Here is a 16,973-nt window from a genome sequence, read left to right as displayed (position 1 = left end):
GGGGCTCTATTTTGGATAAAAAAATAAATAAATTACAAATTTTCACACTAGAAGCTCGAAAATATCGCAGGAGTAGCTGAAAAATTCATTTTCTGTGATAAAATCTTCGCGTGTCGACAATTAATATTTGGAGGAGTGCATGAATAAAGCCGAATTCGTTGAATTGGTTAAAGAGGTTGGTGGTTTTGAAACCAAAAAAGAGGCTGAAAAAGCAGTAAGCGCTTTCACAGCAGCGGTAGAAAAAGCCCTAGAGAAAAAAGGCAACGTTGAGCTCGTTGGTTTTGGTAAATTTGAAGCGGTCCTTCAAAAAGGCAAAGAGGGCAAAGTTCCTGGAAGCGACAAAAAATACAAAACTAAAGATAAATTCGTTCCTAAATTCAAACCTGGCAAAGGCCTTAAAGACCTCGTTGCCAAGGCTAAGAAATAACCCTTCTCGCCTCTTTTGTCTCCCTGCTTCCTTGTAGGGAGACATTTCATCCTCTTATCAGTTACTCCTTGCTATAATCTCGCCTCTTTTTAGCCGCCAGTGTCCTCGTAGCTCAGCAGGATAGAGCATTCGATTCCTAATCGAAAGGCCGTGGGTTCGAATCCCGCCGTGGACACCACCTCAAAACTCCTATCGGAACGCCAAATTTCCTATCTTTTTAATCTCTTGCATCAGCTCTTTTTGACGCGCATAGATGTATTCAAGCAGATAGCCATCATGGGGTGATTCGGGTCGTATCATCACCACGACTCGCGTGTGTCCATCTTCATCAGATTTGATCGCAACCACCTTTCCATTCATGGCAAGTTTCACAAGACTATTCTCAAATGAGATATTAGGAAGAGAGAAGTGCAATCGTGCCTCACTTTGCAGAATATTGCGACTGATGGTGCTTCGATAGCGAATCGCGATGGCTTGAATCGAAATATCAATGATCTCACCCGTGTAGGCGTATCGCCCTGAAGAGAGCGTGATGGGAATACGAATATCGCATTGCACTCTGGAGTATTGGCGATTATTCGCCGAAAATTCCATGAAGCTAGGATCGCACAAAATTGCGAAGGAGCGCTCCTTATCCACATACTTCACCTCGGCACGAATATCCCTAGGGAGATTGGCCGATTCGATCACAATCTTTTTTTCAATATTCATAAGGCAGCGCTGAATCTTCTCAGCCCTCACATAGATATCACCCTCTTTGATTTTAAGAATCTTGGTGTTGGCGTGGACGCTCAGCCCTTTGTAGAGATTAAGGATACGGATGGTTTGCTCTTTGCTGTGAATGTTTTCTAAATAGAACATCGCTTGACGATTCTCATCTCCCTCTCCATGCATCGCGCTAGAGAGGCGCACCATGATACGTTTACCCTCTTGGGGGGTGTAATTTTTCTCATAGAATCGATCCAAAAAGAAGAGAGAATCGTTGGGGCTTAGATAGCGAAAGTCAATCACTGCCAAATCAACAAAAGGCACGATTCCTTGCGTGAAATCATAAGAGGGAATCGCTTGAAAAAGCCGAGTGACACGCTTTTTAATCTCGATAATCTGACGATTCTCCAGCAAAAAAACTAGAAAATCTCGATTCCAAAAAGTGCAAAGAGGCTCCTCTTCTTGAGCGAAACTCGTGCTATACTCGACTAACTCTTTGGAAAATTCATGGAGAGCCAGCGCCCCAAAATCCTCTAAAATCTTCCGACCATTTTCGACTTTAATGCAAAGCAAATAGAGGTTTTCATCATTGACATTGCGCACCACCAAACGATCTTTGAACGCCTCAGTGAAACGGATTCTCGTGAGAGGCTCTTGGCGCTTTTCTCGATAAAAGCTCGAATCGACTCGCCAGCAAACCCCCATCGACTCGCCATTTTCATCCTCCACCCCCATCTCAATAAGAAATGTCTCCTTGTTATAGGGGTTTTGCCACACCTGCCTCCCCGCCCCTTGAAACTCTTTGAGTTTAGCCAAAAGAGGAATCTCTCGCTCGTTGAGCGAATCGATTTCAGAGGGCTGCTTCACTTGAGTGTAGCGCTGCAAGGGGCGATTGGCAAAAACCGTCCTGCCTTTGTGCCGAATGAGAAAAAATCGATCCTCTTGTTCAATGAGCCGACGATGATACTCGTGCGCTAAGCGCTCTTTTTTGCGGGTGATGAGCTTTCCAAGAAGGAATCGAGTGAGATTATGAAGATCGGAGGCTTCAAGTTTACGGGGAAGAATATCGACAATAGAGTGAGAGAAGGCGATTCTTGATAAGGAGTAGTTTTTAAAATCATCACTTAGAATCAAACATTCCCAGTAATTTGAATTTTTTAGAATTTCTCTTATTTTGACTATATCATCCTCAATCGGTCGAGGAATCTCCAAGATCATCAAATGCGCCTCTAGCGCAAGCTGGGAGAGGTCAGATTCATAGAGACGATACTCTCGAAACTTTGGACAGACGGAACGAAAATAGGGAAGAATCTCTGAGTTCCCACACTGATCTTGAATATAGACCACCTCAAAGCTCTCAAAATAGCGCCTAAGCTCCTCCATTCCCTCGCCCATCCTTTGAACCAAGAATCGTAACGAGCTGGATTATAGCAAAATAAAAAGATGAATTCTCACTCTTTTAACAGCACTCAAATTCACAGCGACTCATGATCGCTTGCCCCTCTTCATCTTCCGCCTCATCAAAAAGCTCTTCGAGATAAAAAACATTGGCACAGACGAGATAGAGAAGATCTTCTTGGGGCGTGTAGCTATAAAAAGAGTCAGGAATCTTGGAGCAAAACTTCTCCCAAAAAGGATTCTTCATTTCTGGATTTGCCTCTAGCACCCGTAACGCATTGCTCACCACTTCATGAGCATTTTTAAAACAGTCAATCCGCTCAAAAGTGACATAGCGATCCATGCCCCCTGATTTTTCGCTCTCCATCATTTCAACTCCTTTGTTGATAAAAATAGACGACATTTATTCAAGAGCGCTTTGCATAAGCTGTTCCGCTCCACATTTCTGCCCTTTTTTAATCTTCGACCTAGAGGAAAAAAGCTATAATCCGCGCCATAAAACCCTAAAATGCTACAAACCAAAGAAGGAATCTGTATGGGACGAGCCTTTGAATATCGCCGTGCGGCCAAAGAAAAACGCTGGGACAAAATGTCTAAACTTTTCCCCAAACTAGGCAAGCTCATCACTATTGCTGCCAAAGAGGGCGGAGCTGATCCTGAGATGAATGCCAAACTCCGCACTGCCATCACCAACGCCAAAGCCCAAAATATGCCCAAAGACAACATCGATGCCGCGATTAAACGCGCTTTGGGTAAAGATGGGGTTGTCATCACCGAAGTGAACTACGAAGCCAAGGGACCCCATGGCGTGCTTCTTTTTATCGAGTGCGCCACGGACAACCCCACTCGAACGGTTGCCAATGTCAAAAGTTATATCAACAAAATCGGCGGACAGCTACTTCAAAATGGCTCTTTGGAGTTCATGTTCTCTCATAAAGCGGTCTTTGAATTCCCCAAAAGCCATCTCCATATGGATAGAGAGGAATTAGAGCTTGTCCTCATTGATGCGGGGCTAGAAGAGCTTGATGAACAAGAGGAGACCCTCTATGTCTATGGCGACTATACACAGTTTGGCTCCCTCTCCTCTACGCTAGAGGAGCTCAAGATTGATGTGACCAAAGCGAGCCTCCAACGCATCGCCAACACCCCTGTGGAGTTCAGCGAAGAGCAATTGGCCGACATTGAGAAGCTCATCGACCGAATCGAAGATGATGATGATGTTCAGGCGGTTTTCACCAACATCGCTTGATAATTCTTTAGTAATTCAATAGAGATACTTGACAATATGGGAATTTTCGGCTACGATTAGGGGAAATTTCCACCCTATCCCTAGAGCTGACCAAAGGAGATTCTATGCCAGCCCACAAAGATGAGACTGCCCTACTGCATGCAGGATACACGATTGACCCAGTGACTAAATCCCGCGCCGTCCCCCTCTATCAGACCACCTCTTACCAGTTTGATAACACCGAACATGCCGCGAATCTCTTCGGACTCAAAGAGTTTGGTAACATCTACACACGACTCATGAATCCCACCACTGATGTGCTTGAAAAACGCATCAATGCTCTAGATGGAGGCGTGGGAGCACTGGCGCTAGCCTCAGGTCAAGCGGCTATCGCAGCAGCAATTTTTAATATTGCCCAAGTGGGCGATGAGGTGATCTCGCTGGATAATCTTTATGGCGGCACCTACAACCTCTTCAAGCACACGCTCAAAAAAAGTGGAATCACCGTCAAATTCGCCGATTCTAGCCGCCTTGAGGGTGTTCAAGCGCTCATCACACCCAAGACCAAAGCGATCTATGCCGAGAGTATCGGGAATCCAAAGCTCAATGTCACTGATATAGAAAAACTCTCCAAAATCGCCCACGAGCACCATATCCCTCTCATTATTGACAACACCCTCACCCCCTACATCTTTAAGCCCCTCCTTCATGGAGCGGATATTGTAGTCTACTCAGCGACCAAATTCCTTGGCGGCCACGGCACGAGCCTTGGGGGAATCATCGTGGATGGAGGAAAGTTTGACTGGAGCGTCAAAGGCGAGGATGGAGAGCTCAAATTCCCCCTCATTGCTGCGCCCGATGAGAGCTACCATGGTGCTGAATTCATCAGCGCCCTAGAGCCTCTAGGCAATATCGCCTACATCATCAAGGCGAGAATATCCGTGCTTCGCGATCTTGGTGCCGCCATCTCACCCTTTAACTCCTTCTTGATTCTTCAAGGAGTAGAGACCCTCCATCTTCGTATGGAGCGCCATGTTGAAAACGCCCAAAAAGTGAGCGCCTTCCTCTCCAATCACCCTAAAATCGAACGAGTCATCTATCCAGGAGTGGGCGATAAGGTCGAGAGCGAGCGAGCGCAACGCTACTTCAAATTTGGCGCAGGTGCGATTGTTGGCTTTGAGATCAAAGGCGGAGTGGAGGCGGGGCGACGCTTTATCGATTCTCTCCAGCTCTTCTCCCATCTAGCCAATGTGGGCGATGCTAAATCCCTAGCGATCCACCCCGCGAGCACCACCCACCAGCAGCTCTCCAAAGAGGAGCGCCTCAGCACGGGCGTGAGCGATGGCTTTGTGCGCCTCTCTGTGGGAATTGAGCACATCGAAGATATTTTGGGCGATCTTGAGCAAGCCCTAGCCAAAGCTTAAGATTTTGGACTCTATACCACAAAAACACGCCACCCTTGGGCTCATCATCATTCTTGGGATGATGACGAGCCTCGCGCCGCTCTCCATTGATATGTACCTCCCCGCCCTTCCCTTTTTGCAAGGATTCTTCCATGCCGACGCAAGCGCTATTCAACTCACTCTCGCCTCTTTTTTTGTCGCTTTTGCCTTGGGTCAACTCTTCTATGGTCCTTTGAGTGATGCCTATGGTCGTAAAAAGCCACTCTATGCAGGCGTGATTCTCTTTATCGTTGCCTCCATAGGTTGCGTTTGGGCTAAGAGCGTGGAGATGCTGATCTTTTTGCGATTTCTTCAAGCCCTCGGCGCTTGCGCGGGGATCGTCATTGCGCGCGCCATTGTGAGCGATCTTTTTAGGGCCGAAGAGGCGGCAGGAATCTACTCCTCCATGATGATGATTTCTGGGGTTGCCCCCATTCTTGCTCCCATTATCGGCGGTTCAATTCTAGGGACGATTGGCTGGGAGGCGATCTTCTATCTTCTCGCCTTCCTTGGGGCGATCGTGCTTCTCTCCTCCTTTTTGGGAATCTCCGAGACACGAGAGCCCTCCAAACGCTCTGCCTTAAAGCTTTCCAAGGCACTAGAGAGCTACTCATCCCTGCTCCATCACCGCCACTATCTCACCTACACCCTAACAGGAGGCTTGGCGATGGCAGGACTTTTTGCCTACATTGCGGGCTCACCTTTTCTTTTTATCGAGCACTTTGGGCTTTCCGAGCAGGGCTATGCGATTCTCTTTGGTGCGAATGCCGTAGGATTGGTGCTTGGCTCACAAATCAACGCTCGACTCCTTCGCCGCTACAGCTCCACTTCCATTCTCTCTAGAGCGCTTCTGTGTCAATCCCTCTGTGCACTCTTGCTTTTGGTTCAAGCCTATGCGACCCATGAGCTCTTCTCTTTTGTAATTCCCCTTTTTGGCTATATCACAGCTCTTGGCTTTATCCTGCCCAACACCACAGCCCTAGCCATGGCACACTTCACCTCGCACGCAGGCTCTGCCTCCGCGCTCCTTGGGACAATTCAGTTTGTTCTTGCGGGAATTTTAACTTGGGGGGTTGGCTCTTTAGGGGCGACCACCCCTTTGATGTTAGGATTTTTGATCGCGGTGTGCGGCTGGAGCGCCATCGCAGTCTTTCTCATGTTAAAAAAGAGAGCCCACTAGGCTTCATTTCCTCCATGAGATAAACGCCCAGCTACTATTTTTGTGGGCGGGAGTCTTCCCTTTTTTTTGACAAGCCTCATAATAGTCTTTGAGCCCCGCCTCTTCTTGAGGCGTCATCTCGCCAATACTCCAAAGGGTCGAGCGATGGTAACTCTCAAATGAATCAAAAGTGCCATAAGGCTCCCCTTGGGGTGAGATAAAATCAAGCGAAGCGCGAATTCCCATCTGATAGAGAATATTGAGAAGATAGATATAATCGGGCTTTGGAGTGATCTTGCGCCCCATCGCCTCTAGCACTTCCGCCTCCAAGAAGCTTCCGCCATTTTTGTAGGTGATATAGACCGCTTTCTTTGCTTTTTCATGGAGCTTTTGGAGCACAGCACGCATATCCTCGACCTCAAGACATCGAGAAGCGATCACCACATCGCAAGGCGCAACCCCTTCCCAGCTCTCCTCCAGATCCAAACAAAGGGGGCAGATATTGCTAATCGCGCGTTTTTGGGCATTGTGTTCCAAAACCTCCAACATTTTTGGAGAGTAATCTAGCGCATAGACCTGTTTGAGCCTTGGAGCAAATCGCAAGGCGAAGGTGCCAGGCCCGCATCCCACATCAAGCAGGCTCTGCACTCCATCCAAATCAATACGCCGCTCCATCTCATCATTATAAAATCCTTCATGGATTTTCTCATTGATCTCCCAAGCCTTCCCATCCCACTCCTCTTGGCTCTTTTTCTTATAGGTGGAGGAGTGCTTCTGGAGGCGGTAGAGGAGATTGAAGTCAATCGCATCAAGGGTCATGGGGTGCATATCGATTCCTTTTGGAGGGAGGGGATTAAAACTTTATGTCATTTTAACATAGCGCTTGCAAAATATCCTCTTTCAGATCTTCAATCTCTTCAATTCCCACAGAAAGCCTCATCATTGCAGGAGATATCTCAAGCTTTAAGCGCTCTTCGTGGCTATTGAGGGCATAGATGACATGATAGGGGGAGAGGATGAGGCTTTTATTGTCATGGATATTGGTGGCGCGCCGAATGAGCTTGAGCGCATCCATGAAGCGATAGGAGGCCTCCTTGCTCTCCAACTCAAAGGTGAGAATCGAGCCTGCGTAGCGAAACTGACGCTTAGCAATCGCATAAAAAGGAGAATCAGGGAGCGAAGGGTGATTGACGCATTTCACCTGAGGGATAGACAAAAGCCAATGCGCAAGCTCTTGGGCGTTTTGACACGAACGCTCGATTCGAAGCGCCATCGTCTCCAACCCCAAACTTTGAAGATAGGCGTTGTGGGGGCTAAGCGAGGGTCCTAGATTTTGAAACACCTCCTTGCGCGCCTTGTAGAGGAAAGCCATCGGCCCCGCCTTGGCATAATAGGGAGCGAGCGAAGGGAGACTCTTCCACTCAAAAAGTCCATGATCAATCAAGACTCCTCCCACGCTTGTTCCTCCGCCTGAGATGAATTTGGTTGAAGAGAGCACTTCGATGTCCACCCCTAAGCGTTTTGCCTCCAAAAGATAGGGAGGGGTCATGGTCGTATCGACCACTAGTGGGATTCCTTTGGCGTGCACCACTTTAGAGAGAGCCTCTAGATCGGCCACTTGAAGTTGAGGATTGCTGATGGTCTCCAAGAAAAGAAGCTTGGTTGTCTCATCACAGGCATGCTCCACTGCTAGAGAATCCATCACATCCACAAAACGAACCTCGATTCCAAAGCTAGGCAGTGTCTTTTGAAAGAGCGAGAGGGTGTGCCCAAAGAGACGATCGGTGGTGACCACACTATCCCCTGCCCTCGCCAAGGTCAAAATCGCCGTTGAGATCGCTGCCATCCCACTCCCTAGCGCCAACACCCCCAAGGCTCCCGTGAGATTCTTGAGGCGCTGCTCCAAATCCTCCACCGTGGGGTTGCTAGAGCGGCTATAGACATGCCCAAGTGCCCTACCCAAGGAAACTTGGGCGATCTCATCGCTATTTTCAAACTCAAACGCCGCGTTATCATAGACGGGCGTGCGAAGCGCTCCATGGACGTCTCTCTTGGCCTTGGGAACATGAAGCGCCCTCGTGGTGAATCCCCTCACTTGATCTCTCCTTGATTAAAATAAAACCTAGTAAATAACTAGACAATATCTTTTTTTGACTTTGTATAGTATATTACTCTGTTTTTTAAAATTGCCTATTTTAGAGCAAAATTTGACTATTATTTTATTATCTATATTAAATCAATCAAAATACTTGACTATTTAGAATGATTCCGTTAGAATTTCGCCAAATCCATTCCATCCAAGGAATCATTATGGCGGAGGAACTCAAACGCCGCAGTCTGATTAAAGCCATCTCTTGGCGTGCCACGGGCACCCTTGATACGATGCTCATTAGCTTCATTGTCACAGGCAATTTCACGGCGGCTCTCTCTATTGGAGCATTTGAGCTCATCACCAAAACCGCCCTCTACTATTTCCATGAGCGAGCGTGGAATCGCATCTCCTTTGGAAAATCCAAAGCACCGGAGTACACCATATGAGAGACGCCACAAAAGAATCTCTGGAGCGCCTTTGTGAGGTCAAAGGCCTCATCACGCTTGCCTTCAGCCATCAAGCCGAAGATGTCGTGGTTCTCGATCTTTTGCTCAAACACTATCCTCGATCTTTTGAGGTTTTCACGCTAGAGACGGGCAAACTCTTTACTCAAACACTCGCTTTTCATGAGGAAGTGGAGCGATTTTTTAATCTCACCATCCAAAAGTATCACCCCTCGCCCAAGGCGCTCTTAGAGCTTGAACGAGAGCTTGGCGAGTGGGGGATGCGTGAAAGCTTAGAGAATCGCCATCGCTGTTGCCGTGTGCGAAAAATCGAACCCCTCAAAGAAGCCCTCAAAGGCAAGAGTGCATGGGTCACAGGGCTTAGGGCCGAGCAGTCGATCACTCGCGCTGAGCTTAAGAGCGTTGAATTTGATGAAACTTTTGATCTGCTCAAATTCAATCCTCTAAGCACTTGGAGCGAAACAGAGGTTTTTGAATACATCAAGGAACACGCCCTCCCCCTTCACCCTCTCTACACAGAGGGCTATCGAAGCATCGGCTGCTCGCCTTGCACTCGCGCTATTGAGGCAGGCGAGGAGCTAAGAGCGGGAAGGTGGTGGTGGGAAAATCCCGAACACAAAGAGTGCGGACTACATCTAAAAGGAGCTCAATGGACAAGTTAGAGCGGCTAGAGGCGCAGAGCATTTTCATCTTGCGCGAAGCCTATAAATCGTTTAAAAATATCGGGATGCTTTGGTCGATTGGCAAAGATAGCACGGTGCTTTTGTGGCTGGCCAAAAAGGCTTTTTTGGGTCATGTTCCCTTTGAGCTGATTCATATTGACACTAGCTTTAAGATTCCAGAGATGATCACCTATCGTGACCGAATCGCCAAAGAGCTAAAGCTCCGTCTCGTGGTTGGACAGAATCAAGAGGCGCTCGCCAAAGGTGAAACCTACCCCAATGGCTTAAGCCGACTCGATTGCTGCAAACGCCTCAAGAGTGATGCGCTCAAGCGAACCTTGGAGGGGACAGGAGCGCGGAGAATCTATGATCCAAGGAGCGATTCTTGGACAGAGTTTGCACACGCAGAAGCCTATAATGCAGTGATCGTGGGCGTAAGGAGCGATGAGGAAGGGAGCCGCTCTAAAGAGCGCGTCTTTTCGGCCAGAGATGAAAAGAGCGAGTGGGACGCAAGCACCCAACCCCCTGAGCTATGGAATCTCTACAAGACCGAGTTTGCCCCCAGCACCCATGTGCGCGTCCATCCGCTCCTAGAGTGGACGGAGCTCAATATTTGGGAGTATATCGAGCGAGAGAAGATTCCCGTGATTCCTGTCTATTTTGATCAAGGCACAGGGAGGCGCTACCGCTCTTTGGGATGCTATCCGTGCACCACGCCCGTGGAATCAAGCGCGAAGAATCCCAAAGAGATCATTGAGGAGCTCGTGAGCGGGAAGTTTAAAGATATTGCAGAGCGTTCAGGCAGAGCGCAGGATAAAGAGGGTGGCGGCACGCTAGAAACTTTGAGGAAAGAGGGGTATATGTAATGTCAGCCCATTTGGAGAGGATGAATATCGTCATCACAGGCCATGTCGATCATGGCAAAAGCACGCTTGTGGGGAGATTGCTCGCTGATACAGGCTCATTGCCTCAGGGCAAGCTAGAGAGCGTGAGGGAATCGTGCGCCAAAAATGCCCGACCTTTTGAATACTCCATGCTTCTTGACGCACTCGAAGATGAGCAAAAACAGGGCATCACCATCGATAGCGCCCGAATCTTCTTTAAAAGCCAAGCGCGCGAGTATGTGATCATTGATGCGCCCGGTCATATTGAGTTTTTGCGCAATATGTTGAGCGGTGCCTCCAGAGCCGTGGCGGCAGTTTTGGTGATTGACGCGATTGAGGGGGTGGCGGAGAACTCCAAGCGCCATGGACTGCTCCTCTCGCTCCTTGGGATCTCTCAGGTGGTTGTTGTGATCAACAAGCTAGACGCGCTTGGATATGACAAAAACGCCTTTTTAGCCATTCAAGCGGAGTATGAAGCCTATCTCAAAACCCTAGGAATCACCCCTAAAGCCTTTGTGCCCATCAGCGCTAGAGAGGGTAAAAACCTCATTCAAAAGGCTCCGGAGATGGCATGGTATCAAGGAGAGAGCGTGTTAGAGGTGCTGGATGGCTTTAAGAATGCCCCACGCGAGGATCACTCTTTTTTTGCAATGCCCTTGCAGGATGTCTATCGCTTCAGCAATGAAAATGATGATCGGAGAATCTACGCTGGCACGATCGCAAGCGGTTCTATTGGCGTAGGCGAGAAGATACGATTCCTTCCCTCGGGCAAAGAGGCGCATCTAAAAAGCATCGAAACATGGAGCGCGCCCCTTAAAGAGAGTGCTAAAGCCGATGAAGCCGTGGGTTTCACCCTCCAAGAGGAGATCTATGTCAAAAACGGTGAGGTGCTCACTAAAGCCCAAGAAAGAACCCCCATAAGGTCGGTCCAAAGGCTCAAAGCCAATCTCATCTGGCTTGGCAAGAATCCTCTCCAAGCGGGGCGAGAGTATCTTTTCAAACTAGGGAGCGCCAAGGTCAAAGCCTCCTTAGAGAGAATCGAGCGCATTTTGGATGAAGAATCTCAAGAATCACTTCAAAACGAGGCCTTATATCGCCATCAATCAGGTCAAGTGATCTTGCGTCTCTCCCACCCCATCGCGCTCACAGCCTTTAGAGAGAATCCTACCCTGGGGCGTTTTGTTATCGTGGATGGATTTGATGCCGCAGGCGGAGGAATCGTCTTAGAGGGCTTAGAAGAATCAAGCCAATCCCCCCAAGTCAATGATTTTGAGGAGGAGCTTTTTGCGTTATTGCAAAAATATTTTCCTCATCGTTTTACACTCACCCCATCACCCATCACACAAGGAGAAAAAGCATGAATCTCATCATCAACGGAGAGAATAAGAGTTTTGAAAAAGAGGGCTTAAGCGTGAAGGAGCTTTTGGTTTTAGAATCGGTTAAAATGCCTGAAATGGTCTCCATTCAGCTCAATGACGAGTTTTTAAGAGAGCCTGAGTATGCGACCACTTCGCTTAAAGAGGGCGATACGATTAACTTTTTATATTTCATGGGAGGGGGCGCATGAGAGAGTTTAGCGAAGAGGAGCTAGAACGCTACTCAAGGCATATCATCCTTGAAGAGGTGGGAATCGAGGGGCAAGAGAAGATCATGAACTCCAAAGTCCTTATCATCGGTGCAGGCGGACTTGGTTCGCCCATTGCCTTCTATTTGGCCGCAGCGGGAGTGGGAGAGATCGGAATCATCGATGGGGATGTGGTGGATCGGAGCAATCTTCAGCGCCAGATCATTCACACCACGGATGAGATTGGAATCCCCAAAGTCGAATCGGCACGCCGCAAGCTCAAGGCGCTCAATCCCAATATTCGAGTTCAAACTTGGCAGATCATGATCAATGCCGAAAACATCTCACGAATCATCGCCCCCTACGATTTTATCATCGATGGGACGGATAATTTTGCGGCCAAATTCCTCATCAATGATGCGTGTGTCATGGCGGGCAAACCCTACTCCCACGGTGGAATCTTGAAATTTGCAGGGCAGAGCATGACCATAAAACCGGGAGAGAGCGCCTGCTATGCGTGTGTCTTTGATCAGCCTCCCCCCGCTGGCTCTATTCCCACCTGCTCTAGCGCAGGGATTTTAGGGGCGATTGCAGGGATGCTTGGCACCATTCAAGCCGCCGAGGCGCTCAAAGTGATTACAGGCGTAGGCGAACCCCTCTATAATCGCCTTTTAAGCTTTGATGCCAAAAGCATGAATTTCCGCACCGTGAAATTCACCAAAAACCCCCATTGTCGTGTTTGCGGAGGCGAGGGAGTGAAGATTTTACGCGAATATGAACAACCCATATGCGAGGTGAATCATGCTCAAAATCCCTAAAGCGCTCTTTGATTCCATTATCGAGCACGCCCAAAGAGAGCTTCCCTTAGAGGCGTGCGGCTATGTAGCTGGAGTGGAGGGCGAGGTGAAGCGGCTCTTTCCTATGAGGAATGTCGATGCGAGCCCTGAGCATTTCAGCTTTGATCCCGCCGAACAATTTAGCGCTTTTAAAGAGGCGCAAAAAGAGGGATTGCGGCTCATTGGCTGCTATCACTCTCACCCAAGCACTCCTGCAAGACCCTCCGATGAGGATATTCGCCTAGCCTATGACAGTAGCCTCAGCTACCTCATTGTCTCGCTGGCCAAGGAGCCTGTTTTAAACTCTTTTAAAATCAAAGAGGGAGTCGTCACTCCCGAAAATATCGAGGTGATCTAAATCATGAGCCACTACACCCTACCCCCCTCCGTCGCTGAGGATTTTGCCTCTTTCAAAGAGAGTCACGCCGACTTTATGGCGGGCAAACTCGATGCACTGACCTTTAAAACCATTCGTGTTCCCTTTGGAATCTATGAGCAACGAGAGAGCGACACCTATATGGTGAGAGTGAAGCTAGCAGGGGGCATTCTTACTCCCGCTCAACTCCACTCGCTCGCCCTTCTAGCCGAGCATTACGCCAAACCCCATCTCCATGTCACCACGCGCGGAGGCGTCCAGCTCCACTATGCCAAGCTCCAAGATCTCCCCCAAATCATCCAAGCGCTTCATGAGATGGGGCTCACAGGGCGAGGCGGAGGCGGGAACACCGTGCGCAACATCACTGCCGATCCCTATGCAGGAATCGCCCCTGATGAGGCATTTGATGTCACTCCTTGTGCGCTCTCTCTCACCACGAAAATGCTTGAGACAAAAGACTCCTATTCGCTCCCAAGAAAATTCAAAATCGCCTTCAGTGGCTCTAGCGAGGATAGGGGCGGAGCCACCTACATCGATGTGGGATTCATCGCCAAGATCCACGAAGGAGTGCGAGGATTCCGTCTATTTGTCGCTGGGGGCATGGGGGCTAAATCACGCCTTGGAAGCGCTTTTATCGACTTTTTACCCCAAGAAGAGATATTCCTTTTTTCTCAAGCCATCAAGCAGGTTTTTGACCAGCACGGCAATCGCAAAAACAAGCACGCCGCAAGACTTCGATTCCTCATCGAGGAGCTTGGAGAGGGGCAATTTAGAGAGCTTGTCTTTAAAGAGGTCCAAGCGCTTCGCGATCAAGGGGGGTGGGAGATTAAGCTAGAGGAGGCTTTTGAGGCAATCCCTTTAGAGAGCGATGAGATTCCTCCATTAAATCAAGAGCAAAAACTCTGGTGGAATCGCTTTGTTATCCCTCAAAAACAAAAAGGCTACTACAGTGCCAAAGTCCCCCTGAAATTGGGCGACTTGGAATCAGAACACGCCAAATCCCTTGCCCAAGCCCTTCAAGGATTCAAGTATGGCAAAGAGTCGATTCGTTTTGGAAGCGATCAGAATCTCTACCTAAGAAACCTCCAAGCCGATGAACTTCTCTCGCTCTACCCCCTTATTCAAGAGCTCTCAGGACAATCAAGCCGCGCAAGGATTCTTGGGGATATGGTCGCTTGCACAGGCGCGGCCACTTGCCAGCTTGGAATCACGCGCCCCAGAGGAGCCGTGGTGGCAATAGAAAAAGAGCTCCAAAAAGCCAATATCGACCTAGATGCGCTTCAAGGCTTTAGAATCCATCTCTCTGGATGCCCCAATAGCTGCGGAAAACACGCCATCGCTGATTTGGGATTTTTTGGCAAAGTGAATCGAGAGGGAGGTCATCCCTATCCCGCCTATAATGTCCTTGTGGGCGCCATCATCCAAGAAGATTCCACTCGATTTGCCAAAAAAATCGCCGAGGTGAGCGCCTATGCTCTTCCTCTTTTTGTGACAGAGGTGCTCAAGCTTTGGCTCCATGCCAAGCCCCATTATGCGAACTTTGCTGCATGGGTGGATCAAGAGGGCGAGGCTCAAATCATCCACCTCGCCTCTTCCTATGCCAAGATTCCTAGCTTTGAAGAGGATAAAAACCCCTACTTTGACTACGGAAGCGAAGAGATATTTTCGCTCAAAGGTCGAGGAGTGGGTGAGTGCAGCGCGGGAATGTATGACCTAATTGAGGCGGATAAAAAAGCACTCAAAGAGGCGCTAGAGGGAGGAGACGAGGAGGAGAATCTCGCCAAAATCCGCCTGCTCGCCTCAAGAATGCTCCTCATCACCAAAGGCGAAGAGGCGCGCGATGAACGCTCGGTGCTTCAGGCGTTCAGGCGACTTTTTGTCGAAGGAGGATTGATTGATTCCTCTTTTGCGCCCCTTTTAGAAGGCAGGCCAAGAATCGAGCTCAAAGCTCTAGGTGAGGCGGTCATTGCTCTTTATGGCACCATGGATAATAGCCTGAAATTTGCCAAAGAGCAGCCAAAAGAAGCACCTCTTGCCCCCACCTCTAGCTCCTCTAGTGCCCATCGCTTTAAAGATTACCAAGGGGTCGCCTGCCCCATGAACTTTGTCAAGACCAAAATGGACTTAGCCCAAATGCAAAGCGGCGAGATTTTGGAGATTTTGCTCGATGAGGGCGCTCCCATCGAAAATGTCCCCAAATCCGTAGCCAACGAGGGTCACCTCATCCTAGGCCAAACCAAAGAGGGAAAAGGGTGGCGCGTGAGGATTCAAAAACGATGAATCCTCTCCCTCTAGCCCTCACCCCCAAGAAGATTCTTCTTATTGGAGCGGGGAAGGTCGCTGCACAAAAGGCACGAGCGATCTTGGAATCAGACTGCCCCCTCTTTATCCTTGCCAAAGAGGTGCGCGATGACTATTTTTTGGACAAAGAGGTAAAACTTGCCCCTTTTTCACCCCAAGAGCTCGAAGGCTTTGATCTCATCATCGATGCCACGGGCGATGAGGCTTTGGGGAGGTGGCTTTGGGAACACAAAAAGGAGTATCGCTACTGGCTTAATGTGGTGGATGTTCCCGCGCTTTGCGACTTCTATTTTAGTGCCACAGTGCGGCGGGGTGATCTGTGCGTTTCAGTCAGTAGTGGCGGCGCTTCACCCACGCTAGCCCAAGGCGTGCGTGATAAGATCGCTCGATTCCTTCCCTCGCTTCTTGCACCGCTTTTAAATCGTCTCAAAGAGGAGCGCCAAAAAGGACGAATCGATCCTAAAAGCGCCCTGCCCTCCATCCAAAAGGCACTGGGAAAGGTCTTTTTGATTGGTTGTGGCCCCCATAGCGTGGGCAATCTCACCCTCAAAGCCCTAGAGACGATTGAGATTTTGGATGTGGCGCTCATCGATGCACTTGTGGGAGAGGAGATTCTCAATCTTTTATCGCCCCAATGCCTCCAAATCAGCGTCAGCAAGCAGAAGGGTTGCCACAGCTACACCCAAGAGGAGATCAATGGGCTCATGTTGCGCTACGCCAAAGAGGGGCTTAATGTCGGGCGCCTTAAGGGGGGTGATCCGATGGTGTTTGGTCGCGTGGCGGAGGAGGCTGGATTCTTGATGGAACAAGGAATCGAGGTTGAGCTCTTAAGTGGCGTCACCTCCTTTTTGGCGGGCTGCCTCCAAAGCGGAATCACTCCCACGCTCCGTGGAGTTTCCGCGGGCGCACTGGTTGTCTCCGCCCACCTTAAGGAGAGTCGCTTTCATGATGAGTGGCTGGCGTGGCTCAAAGATTCTCCCTATACGCTCGTGGTTCTCATGGCGCATAGTTTTGCCAGAGAGATCACGCTAGGAGCCAAGAATCGGGGGGTTCCTCTAACGATTCCAGCCGCGTTTGTCTCAAAGATCGATTCCCCATCGCCTAAAAGTGTCATTGGAAATCTAGGCTGCTTAGAAGAGATGGCCAAAGAGTGTGAAAAACCAGCGATTTTGGTGATTGGAGAAGCGGTGAAAGAGTCGTTAAGGATGCCTTATGTAGGGGAGAGAGTGATTCTAGAGTGAAGAAGCGGGACCCAAATCCAATGTGTGTGAAGGAGGGATGGCAGAGGATTTAGTCCCTAAATTACCGAGCAAGAGGACATGACCAAACTTTTGCCCGACCAACTCAATAATCTGGAGCGATTTTACTCCAGAATCCTTTATGTTTGATTGACTTGCGTCAAGAACCTTTCAAAACTTATTTGTTTATAATG

General features: G+C 49.1%; 17 protein-coding genes and 1 tRNA gene. 14 read left to right on the top strand and 4 right to left on the bottom strand.

Features of this window, described 5'->3' with window-relative positions:
• The first annotated feature begins 139 nt into the window (after window positions 1-139).
• Both WS_RS04910 and WS_RS04905 read left to right on the top strand, forming a co-directional pair.
• Entirely contained in the window at window positions 140-427 is a 288-nt protein-coding gene (locus WS_RS04910) for an HU family DNA-binding protein (RefSeq protein WP_041571774.1), read from the top strand.
• A 101-nt stretch (window positions 428-528) separates the two neighbouring features.
• Window positions 529-605, top strand: a tRNA-Arg gene (locus WS_RS04905).
• A gap of 11 nt (window positions 606-616) precedes the next feature.
• On the opposite strand, the gene WS_RS04900 is transcribed toward WS_RS04905, so the two are convergent.
• Window positions 617-2,518: a PilZ domain-containing protein gene (locus tag WS_RS04900; protein WP_041571773.1), complete on the bottom strand. Its 1,902-nt coding sequence runs from the start codon at window positions 2,516-2,518 to the stop codon at window positions 617-619.
• Between the two features lie 76 nt (window positions 2,519-2,594).
• Window positions 2,595-2,903 (bottom strand): N(2)-fixation sustaining protein CowN, encoded by a 309-nt coding sequence (gene cowN, locus WS_RS04895; RefSeq protein WP_041571772.1) that lies wholly within the window; start codon window positions 2,901-2,903, stop codon window positions 2,595-2,597.
• Window positions 2,904-3,068: 165 nt separating this feature from the next.
• On the opposite strand from cowN, the gene WS_RS04890 reads away from it, so the two are divergent.
• The 3 genes from WS_RS04890 (at window position 3,069) to WS_RS04880 (ending at window position 6,383) form a co-directional block, all read left to right on the top strand.
• A complete protein-coding gene (locus WS_RS04890; protein WP_011138912.1) occupies window positions 3,069-3,782 on the top strand; it encodes a YebC/PmpR family DNA-binding transcriptional regulator in 714 nt (237 codons plus the stop codon).
• 104 nt (window positions 3,783-3,886) lie between these two features.
• On the top strand, window positions 3,887-5,185 hold the full coding sequence (locus WS_RS04885; RefSeq protein WP_011138911.1) for an O-acetylhomoserine aminocarboxypropyltransferase/cysteine synthase family protein: 1,299 nt from the start codon (window positions 3,887-3,889) through the stop codon (window positions 5,183-5,185).
• A 4-nt stretch (window positions 5,186-5,189) separates the two neighbouring features.
• A complete protein-coding gene (locus tag WS_RS04880) occupies window positions 5,190-6,383 on the top strand; it encodes a multidrug effflux MFS transporter (RefSeq protein ID WP_011138910.1) in 1,194 nt (397 codons plus the stop codon).
• A 3-nt stretch (window positions 6,384-6,386) separates the two neighbouring features.
• Here the strand turns inward: WS_RS04880 and WS_RS04875 are convergent, their stop codons facing one another.
• Together WS_RS04875 and WS_RS04870 are read right to left on the bottom strand one after the other, a co-directional pair.
• Complete coding sequence (locus tag WS_RS04875) at window positions 6,387-7,190, bottom strand: class I SAM-dependent methyltransferase (protein ID WP_011138909.1); 804 nt, start codon at window positions 7,188-7,190, stop codon at window positions 6,387-6,389.
• 43 nt (window positions 7,191-7,233) lie between these two features.
• On the bottom strand, window positions 7,234-8,457 hold the full coding sequence (locus WS_RS04870) for an aminotransferase class V-fold PLP-dependent enzyme (RefSeq protein ID WP_011138908.1): 1,224 nt from the start codon (window positions 8,455-8,457) through the stop codon (window positions 7,234-7,236).
• Window positions 8,458-8,672: 215 nt separating this feature from the next.
• Here WS_RS04870 and WS_RS04865 point away from each other — a divergent pair, with 215 nt between their 5' ends.
• Genes WS_RS04865 through cobA form a run of 9 tightly spaced genes read left to right on the top strand, consistent with a single transcriptional unit; the run spans window position 8,673 to window position 16,782 of the window.
• Window positions 8,673-8,900, top strand: a complete 228-nt coding sequence (locus WS_RS04865) for a DUF2061 domain-containing protein (protein ID WP_041571771.1) — start codon at window positions 8,673-8,675, stop codon at window positions 8,898-8,900.
• Window positions 8,897-9,580 carry a phosphoadenylyl-sulfate reductase gene (locus WS_RS04860; protein ID WP_011138906.1) on the top strand — a complete coding sequence of 228 codons (684 nt, stop codon included), beginning with the start codon at window positions 8,897-8,899 and terminating at the stop codon, window positions 9,578-9,580. Before WS_RS04865 ends, WS_RS04860 begins: the two co-directional genes overlap by 4 nt.
• Window positions 9,568-10,446, top strand: coding sequence for a sulfate adenylyltransferase subunit CysD (gene cysD / locus WS_RS04855; protein WP_011138905.1), 879 nt, complete (start codon window positions 9,568-9,570; stop codon window positions 10,444-10,446). The genes WS_RS04860 and cysD overlap by 13 nt, the downstream gene beginning before the upstream one ends.
• A complete protein-coding gene (locus WS_RS04850) occupies window positions 10,446-11,825 on the top strand; it encodes a sulfate adenylyltransferase subunit 1 (protein ID WP_011138904.1) in 1,380 nt (459 codons plus the stop codon). Before cysD ends, WS_RS04850 begins: the two co-directional genes overlap by 1 nt.
• Entirely contained in the window at window positions 11,822-12,031 is a 210-nt protein-coding gene (gene thiS / locus WS_RS04845) for a sulfur carrier protein ThiS (RefSeq protein ID WP_011138903.1), read from the top strand. Before WS_RS04850 ends, thiS begins: the two co-directional genes overlap by 4 nt.
• Window positions 12,028-12,846 (top strand): HesA/MoeB/ThiF family protein, encoded by an 819-nt coding sequence (locus WS_RS04840; protein ID WP_011138902.1) that lies wholly within the window; start codon window positions 12,028-12,030, stop codon window positions 12,844-12,846. The genes thiS and WS_RS04840 overlap by 4 nt, the downstream gene beginning before the upstream one ends.
• Window positions 12,830-13,222 (top strand): M67 family metallopeptidase, encoded by a 393-nt coding sequence (locus WS_RS04835; protein WP_011138901.1) that lies wholly within the window; start codon window positions 12,830-12,832, stop codon window positions 13,220-13,222. The genes WS_RS04840 and WS_RS04835 overlap by 17 nt, the downstream gene beginning before the upstream one ends.
• Before the next feature lie 3 nt (window positions 13,223-13,225).
• Window positions 13,226-15,520 (top strand): sulfurtransferase TusA family protein, encoded by a 2,295-nt coding sequence (locus WS_RS04830; protein ID WP_011138900.1) that lies wholly within the window; start codon window positions 13,226-13,228, stop codon window positions 15,518-15,520.
• Window positions 15,517-16,782, top strand: coding sequence for a uroporphyrinogen-III C-methyltransferase (cobA, locus tag WS_RS04825; RefSeq protein WP_011138899.1), 1,266 nt, complete (start codon window positions 15,517-15,519; stop codon window positions 16,780-16,782). Before WS_RS04830 ends, cobA begins: the two co-directional genes overlap by 4 nt.
• Window positions 16,783-16,973 lie beyond the last annotated feature (191 nt).

The sequence above is a fragment of the Wolinella succinogenes DSM 1740 genome (genome assembly GCF_000196135.1).
Classification (GTDB): Bacteria; Campylobacterota; Campylobacteria; order Campylobacterales; family Helicobacteraceae; genus Wolinella; species Wolinella succinogenes.
Note: the sequence above shows the minus strand (reverse complement) of the source record. Positions and strands in the feature narration are given on the sequence as shown.